The following is a 14,602-nucleotide window of genomic DNA, read 5'->3' on the forward strand; positions in this document are numbered from 1 at the left end:
GGAATTGAAGACCACGCGGGTCCGCTCGGGATCCAGGATATTGAAGATCTGCTCCCGGTAGGTTGCGGCGTTGGCAGCGACCTCCTCCTCGGTGAGCGGCTTGCGCGTGGCGGACTTGCCCGACGGGTCGCCGATCATCCCGGTGAAGTCACCAATAAGGAACAGGACCTCGTGGCCGAGCTCCTGGAACTGGCGTAGCTTATTGATCAGGACGGTATGGCCCAGGTGCAGATCCGGCGCGGTGGGGTCGAACCCGGCCTTGATGCGCAAGGGGCGCTCCAGGGCGAGGCGGTTGCGCAGCTCGTCTTCCGGCAGGACCTCCTCCACCCCCCGGAGCAGGTCAGCGATGGCGTCGACCTCGGTCATGGCTCTCTCCTAGGGGAAATGTGCGGAGGTTAACACACTCGCAGTCGGGCACCCCGGGGCGCTTCCAGCGGCGGCGTGGAGGGAATACCATGGTCCGAAACGAGGGAGGTGATCGATGCAGCGACCAGGCGGGAAAGCGAAAAAGGTGGCCGGAACGGGGCTGGCACTGGCCGGGCTCGTGGCGTTGAGCGGCCTTCTCGGGGGACTGACATCCGAGGGCGCCTCGGCCTTCCGCTACGAGGCCGCATCCCGGGCACTCCCCGACGCCGCCCCCGCCCCCCTGCCGCCGGCGCCCGAAGCGGCCACGCAGGAGGAGGAGCCCCGCCGCATCGTCATGGAGGTCAGCCCGGGGGACACCCTCTCCACCCTGTTCGAAGGGGCCGGCCTCGGCCAGAGCACCCTGCTGGCCATGCTCGAGGTACCGGCCTTCCGCCGGGCCGGTCGCAACCTTCGCCCCGGGCAGACCCTGGTCGTCACCCTGGACCAGGCGGGCGAGCCGTCGGCGCTGGCCTACCAGCGTGCCGAGGGCGAGACCCTCCACCTGAAGCGGGACGGGGGAAAGTATCACGCACGTACCGAGACCCGCGCAGTGGAGCGGCGCCAGCGCTTCGTTACCGGCACCATCCGGGACTCCCTTTTTGCTGCGGCCTCGCGCGCCGGCCTGAGGGAGGGGCTGGTCATGGAGATGGCCGGGATCTTCGGCTGGGATATCGACTTCGCGCTGGATATCCGCGAGGGCGATGAGTTCGCGGTCCTGTACGAGGAGCTCTGGCGGGACGGCGAGCACGTGGGCGATGGCGCCATCCTCGCGGCCGAGTTCACCAACCAGGGGCGGACCGTCCGCGCCGTCCGGTATACCGATGCCGATGGGCGGAACAATTACTACACCCCCGACGGCCGCAGCATGCGCAAGACCTTCATGCGCTCGCCGGTGGAGTTCACCCGGATCAGTTCCAGCTTCGGCAACCGCAAGCACCCGGTCCTCAACCGCATGCGCCGGCACAATGGCGTGGACTATGCCGCCCGGTCCGGTACCCCCATTCGCGCCACCGGCGAGGGCCGGGTCATCTTCGCCGGACGCAAGGGCGGATACGGCAACACCCTCGTCATCCGCCATGCCGGCCGGTACACCACCCTCTACGCCCATATGTCCGGCTTCGCCCGCGGCGTGTACGGCGGGGCCCGGGTGGAGCAGGGCCAGACCATCGGCTACGTGGGCCAGAGCGGTCTGGCTACCGGCCCCCATCTCCACTACGAATTCCGGGTCAACGGCGTGCACCGCAACCCGGTGACCGTCGACCTGCCCCGGGCCGATCCCATCGATCCGGCCCATCGGGCCGCCTTCGAGGCTCGCGCCGAGCCCCTGCTCAGCCGCCTGGACCTGCTCCAGCGGACCCGGCTGGCGGCCTCGGAGTCCGAAGGCGGGCGCTGAATGGGCGCCGACGCCTATATCGGCCTCATGTCGGGCACCAGCCACGACGGCATCGACGCCGCCGTGGTCACCTTCGACCCGGCGCCGAATGTCATCACCGCCAATACCCGCCCCTACTCCACCGACCTCGCCGACCGGCTCCTCTCCGTGACCAATGAACCGCGGCAGGCCATCGACGAGGTTCTCGGGCTCGATGCCCAGCTCGGCGAAGCCTTTGGCGAAGCGGCTCTGGCGGCCATCACAGAAGCCGGCATTGCCCGGCAGGCCATCCGGGCCATCGGCTGTCACGGGCACACCCTGCACCACGCCCCCAGCGGCCCCCACGGGAATTCCTGGGCCCTCGGCGACCCCAACTGGATCGCGGAGGCCACCGGCCTCCCGGTGGTTGCCGATTTCCGGCGCCGGGATATCGCCGCCGGGGGACAGGGCGCACCACTGGCGCCCGCCTTCCACGCCTTTGCGCTGGGGCATCCACGCGAAAACCGGGCCGTGGTCAACCTGGGCGGGATCGCCAACATCACGCTCCTTCCCCCCGCCGGACCCGTGAGCGGCTTCGATACCGGCCCGGCCAACACCCTCCTGGATAGCTGGGTACGGGAGCATCGGGGGACCCCGTATGATACCGACGGCACCATGGCGGCCGCCGGTACGGTGATCCCGGAGCTACTGGAGTCCCTGCGAGCCGACCCCTACTTCCAGCGACCGTCCCCCAAGAGCACGGGTCGCGAACACTTCTCGCGGGAATGGCTGGAGCGATTCCAGCCGGGCCGCTGGCGGGCGGTGGACGTGGCCGCCACCCTGGCCGCCCTGACCACCACCACGGTCGCCGACGCCCTGCGCCCTGCCGGGCCGGAACGGGTCCTGGTCTGCGGCGGCGGCGTCCACAATCCGGTGCTCATGGCGGGGCTGCGCGAGGCCCTGCCCGGCACCACGGTGGAAGGAACCCGGCGCCACGGCCTGGATCCGGACATGGTGGAGGCGGCGGCCTTCGCGTGGTTGGCGCGGGAACGGCTGGCCGGTCGGCCGGCCAACGAGCCGGCGGTCACCGGCGCCCGGGAGCGGGTGGTCCTGGGGGGACTCTACTCGCCCTGACCGCCGCGCTCCGCCATGGGGCGGTAGGGGCGCACGGGCTCGCCGGTATAGACCTGGGTGGGCCGGAAGATCCGGTTGTCCCCGAGCTGCTCCCGCCAGTGGGCCAGCCAGCCGGCGGTGCGGGAGACCGCGAAGATGGGCGTGAACTGGTCCACCGGGATATCCATCATGTCGTAGAGGATCCCGGAGTAGTAGTCGACGTTGGGATAGACCCCCTTGGGCCCCAGCCGCTCGGCGGCGGCCTCCTCCAGGGCCAGCGCGACCTCCATGCGCTTGCTCACATGCCCCTGGCGCCGCTCCATGAACTCCATGACCAGCCGCTGGAGGATGTTCGCCCGCGGGTCCTTCACCTTGTACTCCCGGTGGCCCATCCCCCAGATCTTCTCCTTGCGCTCCAGCTTCCGATCCAGCCAGGTGCGGGCGCGCGACGGCTCACCGATGTCGTCGAGCATGTCGAGCACCCGCTCGTTGGCACCGCCGTGCAGCGGGCCGGCCAGCGTCCCGATGGAGGCGGACATCACCGCGTAGGGGCTGGCCAGGGTGGAGCTGGTCACCAGCGTGGCGAAGGTCGAGGCGTTGATGGTGTGCTCGGCGTGGAGGATGAGGCAGACATCCAGGATCCGTGCCAGGAAGGGGTCCGGCTCCTCCCCGGTGAACATGTGCAGGAAGTTCTCGGCGAAGCCGAGATCGGTGCGCGGCGGCACCGGGTCGTAGCCCTTGCGGATGTGCTCCCACATGGTCACGAAGACCGGCATCCGGGCCAGGATCTTCACCGTCATCTCGTGGACGTAGTCCAGCCCCTCGCAGGCGTCGGCGTCGGTGAGACACTCCCGCCCGGCGTAGAACATCCCCAGGCTGGCCACCGCCGACTGGAGCATGTCCATGGGATGCCCGCTGGGCGGCAGGTGCTTCATCATCTCGCGGATATTGAACTTCACCCGCCGGTTGCGGCGGAGCTGGTCATCGAAGACCGCCAGCTCATCAGCGGTGGGCAGATCGCCGTCGAGCAGCAGCAGCGCTGCCTCCTCGAAGGTACTGTTCTCGGCCAGGTCCTCGATGCTGTAGCCGCGATAGGCCAGCAGCCCCTGCTCCCCATCGATGAAGGAGATGTTCGAACGGGTGGCGGGGACGCCTTCCAGTCCCGGGAGGTATTCGTTCATAGCCTGCGTGCTCCTGCCCTTCCTACAAGGGAGCAAGACTAACAGATGGCAGCGGTCCATGCCCTGCAAACAAGAACGCCGGCGCGAGGCCGGCGTCCAGGGCTGCGTTCATCCGAGCCGTTCAGACGGAGAAGGAGGAGCCGCAGCCGCAGGTCGTGGTGGCGTTGGGGTTGCGGATGACGAACTGCGCGCCCTCCAGCCCCTCGGTGTAGTCGATCTCCGCGCCGGCCAGGTACTGGTAGCTCATGGGATCCACCACCAGGGTCACGCCGGCGGTCTCGACCGCGGAGTCACCGTCGTTGATGTTCTCGTCGAAGGTGAAGCCGTACTGGAAGCCGGAGCAGCCGCCACCGGCGACGAAGACCCGCAGCTTGAGATCCGGATTGGCCTCCTCGGCGATGAGGTCGCCGACCTTCTGGGCCGCGCTATCGGTAAAGATGAGGGGACTCTCGGTCATGGTGCTCTCCGTCATATTCGGTTCCCGCGATGGTGAGAAGTCTGCCTTACCCGAGTAAGTCAGTCAAGTTTTGCCGGCCTGTTCCTCGTCCTCGCCGGTCGGGGCCTCGCTTTCGCTTTCCGGGTCGACCTCGGCCTTGCGGGCCGCCTCCTCGGCGTGGGTCAGTCGCGGCTGGGAGCCCTCGGCGCAGTGGACGAGGTTACCATTGACCTCCGCGCCCATCGCCATCTCGATGAGACTGTAGTAGACATTGCCGGTGACCCGGGCCTGGGTGGCGAGCTCGATGTGCTCCAGCGCATGGACATCGCCGATGACCGTGCCGTTGATGACCACATTGGGCACGCGGACCTCGCCCTCGATGGTCCCGCGCTCGGAGAGGCTCAGGACGGAGCGCCCCTCCTCGGCCGCGATGACGTTGCCCTTGATGGTGCCGTCCACATGGAGGCCGCCGCTGAACTCCACGTCACCGCGCAGCTCGGTATGCTGCCCGATGAGTGATTCGATCTTGGCGGTACCCTTGGCGCCGCGGTTCTTCTTGCTGCTCGTCTGTCCCCACATGCGGGTCTCTCTCCTCGCGTCGCCGGCGGCTACAGGTTTTCCAGCTCGATGAGACTCCCCACCGGCCAGTCGAAGGTCTCCTCGATGGTGCCGTAGCGGCCCCCACTGGGATGGACTGTCACGATCACCCGGAAGGGCACGAACCCCTCCGGGAGCTCCAGGTCGCCGCGGAAGTCCTGGAAATAGCGGAAGCGGAAGCGCAATTGCTCGGTTTCGTCAGCGGATATCTCGGCGAGATCCAGCCGCTCGCGGGAGCCGCCATCCTCGTGTACACCCTCGACTTCCAGGCTGGCATAGCCGCTGGTGAAGCTATCATTTTTCAATACCTGGGTTAACACGAGCTGGTAGTGGAAAAGGTCATCGCTGGCGTTCTTCTCCACGTCGAAGCTCTGCACCCGCAGACCCGAGGCAGTGTCCTCCGGGGAGACGATGCCGCGATAGAAGGCCAGCTCCTCCTTGATCTCCAGCAGCTCGTCCTGGAGGCGCTTGAGGTCTTCGCGGACCTGTTCGTGCCCCTGTTCCTCGATGTCCCGGGCCCGCTCCAGGGCGACCTTCTGGGAGCGGAGTTCCTCGACCCGCTCCTGGAGCGCCTCCCGCGCCTCCAGAAGGCGCTGCCGCTCGGCCCGCGCCTCGGCAGCATCGAAGCCGCCCTGGTAGCGCCCGAGTTCGTAGATCCCCCACAGGCCGGCCGCCACTGCCAGGATCAGCGCCGCGAGGAGGAACCGCCAATTCCGGGGCCGCTGGGGTCGGACGATGACGCGATGGCTCATGGCATCAATCCGATGCCCTCGAGACCCCGTGTCTCGGGGAGGCCGAAGAGGAGATTCAGGTTCTGCACTGCCTGGCCGGCCGCACCCTTGACCAGATTGTCGATTACCGACTGCACCACCACGGTCTCTCCGTTACCGGGACGCAGGGCCGCCAGCCGGCAGACATTGCTCCCGCGCACGCTCCGCGTCTCCGGCTGGCTGCCGGCCGGCATGACGTCGACGAAGGGCTCATCGGCATAGGCCGACTCGAACAGCGCCTGGACATCGGTCTCCAGCTTCGCCAGGCGCGCATAGAGGGTCGCCTCGATCCCCCGGACCATGGGGACCAGGTGGGGTACAAAGGTGAGTTCCAGTGGTCCACCCACCCACTCCAGGACCTGACGGATCTCCGGCTGATGCCGGTGACCGGCGACCCCGTAGGCGCGCAGGCTCTCGCCGGCCTCGGCCATGAGCGTACCGACGCTCGCCCGGCGCCCGGCACCGCTGGTCCCCGACTTGGAGTCGGCGATGAGGGAGTCCGGCTGCACCACGCCGGCCCCCACCAGCGGCAGCAGCCCCAGGGTCACCGCGGTGACGTGGCAGCCGGGGTTGGCCACCAGCCGCGCCGACTGGATGGCCTCGCGGTTGAGTTCGGGCAGACCGTAGACCGCCTCCGCCAGCCGCTCCGGGCAGGCGTGGTCCGTGCCGTACCAGCGGCGCCAGAGTTCGGGGTCGGTCAGGCGGAAGTCCGCGGCCAGATCGATGACGCGGACCCCGGCATCCAGCAACGCGGGGGCGGCCTCCATGGCCACCCCGTTGGGCGTGGCGAACAGGACCACGTCGCAATCGGCCAGGGGGGCCTGCTGGGGGTCCTCGAAGTCGAGCTCGACCACGCCGCGCAGATGCGGGAAGGTCTCGGCGACCGGCGTTCCGGCGTCTCCCCGGGAAGTGACGGTCCGGATAGCCACATCCGGATGGGGCGCCAGAAGCCGCATGAGTTCAGCGCCACCGTAGCCGCTTCCGCCGACGATTCCTGCCTGGATCATGGTCACCTGCCGCGCCTGGGAGAGTCGGCATCATACTAAGGGTGGCAGCGAGATTTCCATGCCCCGGTTCCAACGGGGAGTCCTTTCCGCCGGCCGGCGGATTTCGGGGGGCCGGACAAGACAAAGGCGGCCTGCCGAGGCCGCCACCCATCCGGGAAGCAGGGGCGACGGGACGCCACCCGATTGTTATGGTTGTTTATTGTTATTGTGAAGCCGGAACCCGACTCCTCCATCGTTTACAGGAACCCTATCGGGGGTTTCGGTGTCCGTCAAGTTACTGATCTCATTTTAGTTTATTAGTGTTTGCTGATGTACGCCGCCGGCCGGCGGCTCACCGGGGAGAACGAGGAATGGACAAGCGCAAGGGTCTGGCAGGAGTACTGGCGGTCATCGTCATCGTCGCGGGCATCTGGCTCTGGACGGGGTCCGGGGTGGATCGCGCCCCGGTGGTCACGATGCAGACGCTGGAAGGCGAGCGCCTGGAACTGGCCAACCTGCAGGGCCGGCCGGTACTCGTGAACTTCTGGGCCACCGACTGCCCGGGCTGCATCGAGGAGATGCCGCACCTCAAGGAGCTCTACGCCGATCTCTCCGACCAGGGGCTGCAGATGGTGGCCATCGCCATGAGCTACGACGACCCCGAGGCCATCGCCCGCCTGGCCCAGCGCCGCGAACTCCCCTGGCGGATCGCCCACGACGCCGACGGCTCCCTGGCCAAGGCCTTCGGCAACGTCAATCTCACGCCGACGACCTTCGTCGTCGACCCGGAGGGCCGCATCGTCCAGCAGACCATCGGCATGCTGGACATGGAGAAGCTGCGCAACCGGCTCGCCCCCATGCTCGAGCCGGAGGCCTGACCATGCTGTGGGTGAAGGCCTTCCACATCGTCTTCGTGGTGAGCTGGTTCGCGGGGCTCTTCTATCTGCCGCGGATCTTCGTCAACCACGCCATGGCCACGGAGCCGGCGGAGATCGAGCGTCTCAAGCTCATGGAGCGCAAGCTCCTGCGCTTCATGACGCCGCTGGCGGTGCTCGCCCTGGTGCTGGGGACCTGGCTCTGGCTGGGGTGGGGCTTCGGCGGCGGCTGGCTCCACGCGAAGCTCGCCCTGGTGGTCGGGCTCGTGGTCTACCACCTCTACCTGGCCCGGCTGCAGCGGGAGTTCGCCGCCGACCGCATCGGCCACGGCCACGTCTTCTACCGCTGGATCAACGAGCTGCCGGTGCTCATCCTCACCGCCATCACCATCCTGGTGACGGTCAAACCCTTCTGAGGTCGGGGCCGCCTAGCGCAGCCGGAACTCCACCGGGACGGTGAGTTCCATCTCGTCCGCCGGGATGGAGTCCGGGAAGGCCGGCATGGGCTCGGCCCGGTCGAGCATGCGCCGCGCGGCCCGGTCCAGGAGGACCGAGCCGGACGGCTCGGTGACCTGGGCGCCGGCGACGGTCCCGTCCCGGCGCAGGGTGAAGGTCAGCTCCACCACGCCTTCCTGGCGCCGCCGCCGGGCGGCCACCGGGTAGTCCTTGTGGCGTTCCAGCCACGCCTGCAGCCGCGTTCGGTAGTCCTCGAAGGCCCCCGGATCACCCCCTCCCGGGCTGCCATCCCCCTGGAGGTCCTGTTCGGCGGTCTCTTCCGCCTCGCTCGCCTCCGCCGCGTCCGTGGCCTCGGTGGTTTCCTCGGGCTCCGGGTCGGGTTCGGGCTCCGGCTCTCGTTGGGGCTCCGGTTCTGGCTCTGGCTCCGGCTCTGGCTCTGGCTCTGGTTCCGGCTCCGGCTCTGGCTCCGGCTCTGGCTCCGGTTCGGGTTTCGGCTCCGGCTTGGGATCCGGCTCCGGTTTCGGGTCGGGCTCGGATTCCGCCGGCTCCTCGACTGGCTGGTCGGGCGTGGTGTTGGCCCGGGCGCGGGGACCCAGCCCGACCTCCAGGCCGCCGGAGCCGGCATCCCGGGCCCCCGCTTCGGGCTCGGGGAACCCCACCAGCACGGCGGCGTGAAGGCCGGCCGCCAGCGTCAGCGCAACGACCCAGGCGGCCGGCCGGATCCCGTGCGGGTAGGGAGAGCGCAACGGGGTCCGAGGCACCGTCTCCGGCGCCACCGGCTCCACCCGCTCCTCCAGCCGCTCGGCGGGGACGCTCATTCCCCCTCCTTCCGGGTCACCAGCCGCACCCGTTCCAGGCCGGCCTCGCGCAGGGCCCGCATGACCTCGACCACGCGCACGCCCTCCACGGCGGCGTCGGCGCGCAGGAGGATCTCTTCGCGCTCACCCACGGCCTCGGCCAGGCCCTCCAGCTCTACCGACTTCTCACCCAGGCTCAGGGCACCCTCCGCCGTGATGTACAAGGTCTGTTCGTCGCGATCGGGCTCCTCGCCCTCGACGGCGGCCTCCGGCGGCTCCACGTCCACCGCCTGGGGCGTGGTCAGGGCGCCGGCCACCATGAAGAAGATCAGCAACAGGAAGACGATATTGATGAGGGGGAGGATGTGGTCCTCCGTATCCCGCGGGGCGGAGTCGGGGCGGTGGAGCTGCATGGCTACTCCGCCCCCCCGGCGAGGCTGACGCTGGCCCCCGGGAGAGTCCGCAGGCGGGCCACGAGGTCCACCGCCCGCTGCAGCGCCACGCCCTCGCTCATTTCCACGCGGATCCGCTCGGCCCCCTCCTCCTCCAGATGGGGCAGGAGTTCATCCGCCTCCCAGAGGCGATCCTCGTGACGGATCCCCTCGGCGGTGAGATGGACGCGGGCCGCGGAGGGATCGACCTCCCCGCCTCCCTCGCCCCCGATCTGCAGGTCGATGAGGCGCCACTCCATGAAGGTGGAAGCCAGCATGAAGAAGACCAGCAGGATGAAGACGACGTCGATGAGCGGCGTCAGACTGATAAGGCGCCGCCTGGACGGGGCGCCGCTCTCAATGTGCATGGCCCGGCCGTAGCTGGGTCGCCGGGTTGGCCACGGAGTCGGCCTCACCACCCCCCGCCAGGGCGCCGGTGAAGATCCGGGTCACGCGGTCCTCCATGAGCTGGGCGGTGCGCTCCACGATCCGCTCCAGCAGGCTGAGCACCGCCACCACCGGGATGGCCACGGCCAGCCCCGCCGCCGTGGTCAGCAGCGCCTCCCAGATCCCGCCGGAGAGTACCGACGGGTCCACCTGGCTGCCGGCGGCCTCCAGCTCCCGGAAGGCCTCGATCATCCCCAGCACCGTGCCCAGCAGGCCGAGCAGGGGGCTCAGCGCCCCGATGACCTCCAGGACCTTGAGGTGGCTGCGCAGGCCGGCGAGCTGGGCCGCCGCCACCCGCTGGACCTCCTCGCGTACGGTGGCCGGCTCCACGTCCCCGCGCGACTGGCCGCGCAGGGCCGTCTCCAGCACCCGTGCGGCCGGATGGGGCGAGGCGGCCAGGCGCTCCAGCGCCTCGCCGACACGGCCGCTGCGCCAGAGCGCCTCGCCTTCGCCCAGGACAGCGGTGGAGCCCAGACGGAGCCGGGCGAACTGCCACGCTTTGAGCAGGATCACGGCCAGCGCCACCACCGACAGCCCCACGAGGATGGCCACCACGGTCCCCCCGTTGGCATAGAGCCAGGCCAGGGGGCCCAGCAGACCCTGGGTGGTTTCGCTCTCCATGGGACCTCCACTGTTGAGAATGGTTATCATTATTTCAGACACGGCGCCCGGCGCAACCCCTGACGCCCCTCCGCGCCTCTTTATCGAAATGCGAACGATTCCTGTTTGCGTTCGATATCGGGTTCCCGTATAGTCCTCTCCGGGTTGCCGGCGGGGTCTTCTCTCCCGTTTCCCCCGCCGCCATACCCCCGTTTTACGGCGGGCCGTCCCGGCGGCCCATCGATTGAGCAGGACCATAAACAAAACCCGAACCCGAGGAGCTCGAGAGATGTACCGACCCTTTCGCCTAGGAACCGTCGCCGCCCTGGTGGGGCTCGCCACCGGCACCGCCGTCGCCCAGGACGACAGCCAGCGGCTGGACCAGGTCTCCATCGTCGGCAGCCAGGCCGAGGCGCAGCAGCAGCCGGGCTCGGTCCAGTACGTTGGCGAGGAGCGCCTGGAGGACCACGAGTACACCGACATCAACCGAATCGTGCGCGAGATCCCCGGCGTGAACTTCCAGGAGGAGGAGGGCTACGGCCTGCGGCCCAACATCGGCCTGCGCGGAACCGGCGTGGGGCGCACCTCCAACGTCACCCTCATGGAGGACGGCGTCCTCATCGCCCCGGCGCCCTATTCCGCCTCGTCCGCCTACTACTTCCCCTCCGCCCCGCGCCTGGCCGGCGTCGAGGTGACCAAGGGCCCCGCATCCATCCAGTACGGCCCGCGCAGCCTGGGCGGGGCCATCAACCTCCTCTCCCGCCCCATCCCCGGCGACAAGCGCGGCCAGGTGGACGTGGCCGGTGGCGAGGACGGCTACTACAAGCTCCACGGCCACTACGGCGAGTCCGGCGAGACCTTCGGCGGCATGATCGAGGCGCTGCGCTACGGCGCCGACGGCTTCAAGGACCTGGACGGCGGCGGCGACACCGGCTTCGACAAGAACGACATCCTGGCCAAGTTCCGCATGAACTCCGGCGCCGACGCCGAGCGCTACCAGGAGCTGACGGTGAAGGTCGGCTACGCCGACGAGACCTCCAACATGTCCTACCTGGGCCTCACCGACGAGGATTTCGACGACGACCCCTACCGTCGCTATCGCGCCTCGGCCAGGGACCAGATGAACAACGAGCACAAGCAGCTCCAGGTGGGCCACTACATCGAACTCGACCGCGGCATGGAGCTGGACACCACCGCCTACTACAACGAGTACTTCCGCAACTGGTACAAGCTCGACAGCGTCAACGGCACCGGCATCGGTGACGCCCTGGAGGATCCGGGCCTCGTCTCCGTCATGAAGGGCAACACCGCGGGCAATCTCGACATCAAGGCCAACAACCGCAACTACGTCAGCCAGGGCATCCAGACCGCCCTGGGCCTGGATTTCACCACCGGCGGCGCAGAGCACGACCTGACCCTGGGCGCCCGCTACCACGAGGACGAGGTGGACCGCTTCCAGTGGGTGGACACCTACGACATGGGCGCCGACGGCAGCATTACCCTGGATTCGGCCAATGCCGACACCCCCGGCACCGAGTCCAACCGCATCCGCGAGACCGAGGCGCTGGCCCTCTACGCCCACGACACCGTCACCATGGGCGACTGGCGCATCCAGGGCGGCATCCGCTACGAGAACATCCAGGGCGACGAGAAGGACTACGGCACCGACGACCCGGGCCGCACCGGCAGCCCCGAGACCGCCAGCTCCGACCAGAGCGTGGTGGTCCCCGGCGTGGGTGCGACCTACAACGTCACCGACGGCTGGCAGCTTCTCGCCGGCGTGCACAAGGGCTTCGCCCCGGCCGGCGTGGGTAGCGACGCCGACCCCGAGGAGGCCATCAACTACGAGGCCGGCACCCGACTGTTCGGCAGGAACTACACCGCCAGCGTCATCGGCTTCTACAACGACTACGACAACCTGCTGGCCGAGTGCACCGCCTCTCGCGGCAGTGACGCCTGCAATATCGGCGATACCGAGAACGCGGGCGCCGCCGAGGTCCAGGGCCTGGAGGCCAGCCTCGACTACGCCGTGGAAGCCGCCGGCAGCCAGTGGCCCTTCCGGGTCGCCTACACCTGGACCGACACCGAGTTCGGCAGCGCCTCGGACACCGGCACCTGGGGCAACGTGGAGCCGGGCGACGAGATGCCCTACCTGGCCGAACACCAGCTCTTCGCCAGCGCCGGTGTGGTGCGCTCCGACTGGCAGGCCCACCTCTCTGCCAAGTACATGGACGAGATGCGCACCTCCCCGGGTTCCGGCTCCATCCCGGGCGACGAGGGCACCGACGCCCACACCGTCTTCGACCTGGCCGGTGAGTACCGGGTGACCGACAACGGCCGCGTCTACGTGAACGTCGAGAACCTCACCGACGAGGAATACGTCGCCGCCCGCCGTCCCGCCGGCGCCCGCCCCGGGATGCCGCGCACCGCCAAGGTCGGCTGGAAGATGGACTTCTGAGCCGACCTGCCCGGCGGAACCAAGGGGCCGCCGGGTTCATCCGCCGATGGAATACCCGTGGCCCCTGAACCGTCTTTTCTCCCGTGGGCGGTTTACTCCTCTCCACGCCACCCTTCGGGGCGCTCCCGGTCACTCAGCACCGGGGCGCCCCTTCTTTTTGTCCGGCCCCCGTGCGACGATTCCGCCATGGATCCGCGCGCCGACCTCGTCCGCTACTACCACTGGCTCCACCGCTACGGCCTCAACGATGCCCACAGCGGCAACGCCTCGGTCCGCGACGGCAACACCGTCTGGGTCACCCCCACCGGCGCCTGCGCCGACACCCTGCGCCCCTTCGAGCTGGTGGCGTGCTCCCCGGGCGACGGCCCCGGGCCCGGTGCCTCCCTGGATGGCGCCCTCCACCTGGCCGTCTACCACCACAATCCGGCGGCCGGCGCGGTCCTCCACGCCCACAACCCCCACACCGTGGCCCTGACCCTGGACGGCAGCGACTTCCATCCGCCGGACTTCGAGGGGCAGTACTATTTCCCCCGGGTGCCGGTCCTCGACATCCCCTACGGCGAGTACCTGGAACGGGCCCCGGAGGCGGTGGCGGCAACCCTGGCGGAATACCCCGTCACGGTGGTCCGCGGCCACGGCGTCTACGCCGCTGCCCCCACCCTGGATCGGGCCTACAAGTGGGTGGGCTCCCTGGAGCAGTCGGCGCACACCACGTGGCTGGCCCGGCAGGCGGGGACGCTCTAGCCGACCTTCAGAGGGGCTCCCGGGGGAAGGCCGCCTGCGCCCAGGCGGCGCGCCCCGCCGCCGGCCGTCCCTCGGGCTCCGCCTCCACCCGGTCCAGCCGGGGCTTCAGCCCCTCGCCGTTGGTCATCTGGATGGCGAGCCCCGGGCGGGCATTGAGTTCCAGCAGCAGCGGGCCGCGGTCGCGGTCGAGTACCAGGTCGACGCCGAGATAGCCCAGGCCGGTCATGTCGTAGCAGGCGGCGGCCTCGGCCAGCAGGGCATCCCAGCCGGGGACGGCGAGGTGGGCGAAGTCGGTCCCGCTGTCCGGGTGCCGGCGGCAGGGCCGGTCGAACTGGACTCCCTGCACCGCCCGCCCGGTGGCCAGGTCCAGCCCCACCCCCACCGCCCCCTGGTGGAGATTGGCCTTGCCGCCGGAGACGCGGGTCCCCAGGCGGACCATGGCCATCACCGGATAGCCGCGGAAGACCACCACCCGGATGTCGGGGACGCCGCCGCCGGCCCATTCCGCGAGCACCGGATCGCAGTCCACCAGCCCCTCCACCACGGCGACATCCGGTGCCCCGCCGAGGCTGTAGAGGCCGGAGAGGATGTTGGAGGCGTGGCGCTCCACCTCGCCGGGCGGCAGGGCCTCGCCCCCCTGGCGGAAGGTGCCGTCGGCGGTGTCGGTGACCACCAGGATCCCCTTGCCGCCGCTGCCCCGGGCCGGCTTCATGGCGAAGCCGGTCTGCCGGGCCAGGAAGGCCGCCAGCCCGCGGACCTGGAACTGGGTCTCCACCGTGGCCAGCAGGGGCGGCGTGGCCACGCCGTGGGCCGCCGCCAGCTCCTTGGTCCGGCGCTTGTCGTCCACCAGGGGGTAGAGGCGGCGATCGTTGTAGCCACCGACATACTGGATGTTGCGTCGGTTCATGCCGACGACACCCCGTCCCGCCAGCTTCCGCCACCGGCCCAGGAGCAC

Annotated in this window: 17 protein-coding genes (1 of these 17 cut by a window edge); 6 read left to right on the forward strand and 11 right to left on the reverse strand. The window is 69.4% G+C overall.

The window, feature by feature from the left end; all coding sequences use genetic code 11:
• Nucleotides 1-366 carry the 5' portion of a tyrosine--tRNA ligase gene (gene tyrS / locus BM272_RS10905; protein WP_093428827.1) on the reverse strand. It extends 840 nt beyond the left edge of the window, so the window shows 366 of its 1,206 coding nt (coding positions 1-366); the start codon lies at nucleotides 364-366; its stop codon lies beyond the left edge, outside the window.
• Between the two features lie 115 nt (nucleotides 367-481).
• Here tyrS and BM272_RS13895 point away from each other — a divergent pair, with 115 nt between their 5' ends.
• Entirely contained in the window at nucleotides 482-1,798 is a 1,317-nt protein-coding gene (locus BM272_RS13895) for a peptidoglycan DD-metalloendopeptidase family protein (protein ID WP_093428828.1), read from the forward strand.
• Nucleotides 1,799-2,890 carry an anhydro-N-acetylmuramic acid kinase gene (locus tag BM272_RS10915; protein WP_093428829.1) on the forward strand — a complete coding sequence of 364 codons (1,092 nt, stop codon included), beginning with the start codon at nucleotides 1,799-1,801 and terminating at the stop codon, nucleotides 2,888-2,890.
• On the opposite strand, the gene BM272_RS10920 is transcribed toward BM272_RS10915, so the two are convergent.
• From BM272_RS10920 to argC, 5 genes are all read right to left on the reverse strand, one after another.
• On the reverse strand, nucleotides 2,878-4,050 hold the full coding sequence (locus tag BM272_RS10920) for a citrate synthase (protein WP_093428830.1): 1,173 nt from the start codon (nucleotides 4,048-4,050) through the stop codon (nucleotides 2,878-2,880). The genes BM272_RS10915 and BM272_RS10920 overlap by 13 nt on opposite strands.
• Nucleotides 4,051-4,171: 121 nt before the next feature.
• Nucleotides 4,172-4,507, reverse strand: a complete 336-nt coding sequence (erpA, locus tag BM272_RS10925; RefSeq protein ID WP_399349645.1) for an iron-sulfur cluster insertion protein ErpA — start codon at nucleotides 4,505-4,507, stop codon at nucleotides 4,172-4,174.
• 63 nt (nucleotides 4,508-4,570) lie between these two features.
• A complete protein-coding gene (locus BM272_RS10930) occupies nucleotides 4,571-5,065 on the reverse strand; it encodes a bactofilin family protein (RefSeq protein ID WP_093428832.1) in 495 nt (164 codons plus the stop codon).
• A gap of 29 nt (nucleotides 5,066-5,094) precedes the next feature.
• Entirely contained in the window at nucleotides 5,095-5,835 is a 741-nt protein-coding gene (locus tag BM272_RS10935; RefSeq protein ID WP_093428833.1) for a DUF6776 family protein, read from the reverse strand.
• Complete coding sequence (gene argC, locus BM272_RS10940; protein WP_093428834.1) at nucleotides 5,832-6,860, reverse strand: N-acetyl-gamma-glutamyl-phosphate reductase; 1,029 nt, start codon at nucleotides 6,858-6,860, stop codon at nucleotides 5,832-5,834. The genes BM272_RS10935 and argC overlap by 4 nt, the downstream gene beginning before the upstream one ends.
• Nucleotides 6,861-7,210: 350 nt before the next feature.
• Here argC and BM272_RS10945 point away from each other — a divergent pair, with 350 nt between their 5' ends.
• Nucleotides 7,211-7,717, forward strand: coding sequence for a peroxiredoxin family protein (locus BM272_RS10945; protein ID WP_093428835.1), 507 nt, complete (start codon nucleotides 7,211-7,213; stop codon nucleotides 7,715-7,717).
• Nucleotides 7,718-7,719: 2 nt separating this feature from the next.
• Nucleotides 7,720-8,130 carry a CopD family protein gene (locus BM272_RS10950; protein ID WP_093428836.1) on the forward strand — a complete coding sequence of 137 codons (411 nt, stop codon included), beginning with the start codon at nucleotides 7,720-7,722 and terminating at the stop codon, nucleotides 8,128-8,130.
• 12 nt (nucleotides 8,131-8,142) lie between these two features.
• Here BM272_RS10950 and BM272_RS10955 read toward each other — a convergent pair whose 3' ends face one another.
• The 4 genes from BM272_RS10955 to BM272_RS10970 are packed head-to-tail and all read right to left on the reverse strand — an operon-like array spanning nucleotide 8,143 to nucleotide 10,466.
• Entirely contained in the window at nucleotides 8,143-8,988 is an 846-nt protein-coding gene (locus tag BM272_RS10955; RefSeq protein ID WP_093428837.1) for an energy transducer TonB, read from the reverse strand.
• Nucleotides 8,985-9,380 (reverse strand): ExbD/TolR family protein, encoded by a 396-nt coding sequence (locus BM272_RS10960; protein WP_093428838.1) that lies wholly within the window; start codon nucleotides 9,378-9,380, stop codon nucleotides 8,985-8,987. The genes BM272_RS10955 and BM272_RS10960 overlap by 4 nt, the downstream gene beginning before the upstream one ends.
• 2 nt (nucleotides 9,381-9,382) lie before the next feature.
• Complete coding sequence (locus BM272_RS13900) at nucleotides 9,383-9,766, reverse strand: ExbD/TolR family protein (RefSeq protein ID WP_093428839.1); 384 nt, start codon at nucleotides 9,764-9,766, stop codon at nucleotides 9,383-9,385.
• On the reverse strand, nucleotides 9,756-10,466 hold the full coding sequence (locus tag BM272_RS10970) for a MotA/TolQ/ExbB proton channel family protein (protein WP_205407801.1): 711 nt from the start codon (nucleotides 10,464-10,466) through the stop codon (nucleotides 9,756-9,758). Before BM272_RS10970 ends, BM272_RS13900 begins: the two co-directional genes overlap by 11 nt.
• Nucleotides 10,467-10,734: 268 nt before the next feature.
• Here BM272_RS10970 and BM272_RS10975 point away from each other — a divergent pair, with 268 nt between their 5' ends.
• Nucleotides 10,735-12,903 carry a TonB-dependent receptor family protein gene (locus tag BM272_RS10975; RefSeq protein ID WP_093428841.1) on the forward strand — a complete coding sequence of 723 codons (2,169 nt, stop codon included), beginning with the start codon at nucleotides 10,735-10,737 and terminating at the stop codon, nucleotides 12,901-12,903.
• Between the two features lie 186 nt (nucleotides 12,904-13,089).
• On the forward strand, nucleotides 13,090-13,647 hold the full coding sequence (locus BM272_RS10980) for a class II aldolase/adducin family protein (RefSeq protein WP_093428842.1): 558 nt from the start codon (nucleotides 13,090-13,092) through the stop codon (nucleotides 13,645-13,647).
• A 7-nt stretch (nucleotides 13,648-13,654) separates the two neighbouring features.
• Here the strand turns inward: BM272_RS10980 and BM272_RS10985 are convergent, their stop codons facing one another.
• Nucleotides 13,655-14,602 (reverse strand): alpha-L-glutamate ligase-like protein, encoded by a 948-nt coding sequence (locus BM272_RS10985; protein ID WP_275886940.1) that lies wholly within the window; start codon nucleotides 14,600-14,602, stop codon nucleotides 13,655-13,657.

The organism is Thiohalospira halophila DSM 15071 (assembly GCF_900112605.1).
Classification (GTDB): domain Bacteria; phylum Pseudomonadota; class Gammaproteobacteria; order Thiohalospirales; family Thiohalospiraceae; genus Thiohalospira; species Thiohalospira halophila.

What these genes read in the sequence shown, in the direction of transcription:
- erpA (WP_399349645.1), bottom strand. Translation starts at nt 4,507, where the DNA reads ATGACCGAGAGTCCCCTCATCTTTACCGATAGCGCGGCCCAGAAGGTC.
- BM272_RS13900 (WP_093428839.1), bottom strand. Translation starts at nt 9,766, where the DNA reads ATGCACATTGAGAGCGGCGCCCCGTCCAGGCGGCGCCTTATCAGTCTG.
- BM272_RS10950 (WP_093428836.1), top strand. Translation starts at nt 7,720, where the DNA reads ATGCTGTGGGTGAAGGCCTTCCACATCGTCTTCGTGGTGAGCTGGTTC.
- BM272_RS10975 (WP_093428841.1), top strand. Translation starts at nt 10,735, where the DNA reads ATGTACCGACCCTTTCGCCTAGGAACCGTCGCCGCCCTGGTGGGGCTC.
- BM272_RS10935 (WP_093428833.1), bottom strand. Translation starts at nt 5,835, where the DNA reads ATGAGCCATCGCGTCATCGTCCGACCCCAGCGGCCCCGGAATTGGCGG.
- BM272_RS10955 (WP_093428837.1), bottom strand. Translation starts at nt 8,988, where the DNA reads ATGAGCGTCCCCGCCGAGCGGCTGGAGGAGCGGGTGGAGCCGGTGGCG.
- BM272_RS13895 (WP_093428828.1), top strand. Translation starts at nt 482, where the DNA reads ATGCAGCGACCAGGCGGGAAAGCGAAAAAGGTGGCCGGAACGGGGCTG.
- argC (WP_093428834.1), bottom strand. Translation starts at nt 6,860, where the DNA reads ATGATCCAGGCAGGAATCGTCGGCGGAAGCGGCTACGGTGGCGCTGAA.
- BM272_RS10970 (WP_205407801.1), bottom strand. Translation starts at nt 10,466, where the DNA reads ATGGAGAGCGAAACCACCCAGGGTCTGCTGGGCCCCCTGGCCTGGCTC.
- BM272_RS10930 (WP_093428832.1), bottom strand. Translation starts at nt 5,065, where the DNA reads ATGTGGGGACAGACGAGCAGCAAGAAGAACCGCGGCGCCAAGGGTACC.
- BM272_RS10960 (WP_093428838.1), bottom strand. Translation starts at nt 9,380, where the DNA reads ATGCAGCTCCACCGCCCCGACTCCGCCCCGCGGGATACGGAGGACCAC.
- BM272_RS10915 (WP_093428829.1), top strand. Translation starts at nt 1,799, where the DNA reads ATGGGCGCCGACGCCTATATCGGCCTCATGTCGGGCACCAGCCACGAC.
- BM272_RS10980 (WP_093428842.1), top strand. Translation starts at nt 13,090, where the DNA reads ATGGATCCGCGCGCCGACCTCGTCCGCTACTACCACTGGCTCCACCGC.
- BM272_RS10920 (WP_093428830.1), bottom strand. Translation starts at nt 4,050, where the DNA reads ATGAACGAATACCTCCCGGGACTGGAAGGCGTCCCCGCCACCCGTTCG.
- BM272_RS10945 (WP_093428835.1), top strand. Translation starts at nt 7,211, where the DNA reads ATGGACAAGCGCAAGGGTCTGGCAGGAGTACTGGCGGTCATCGTCATC.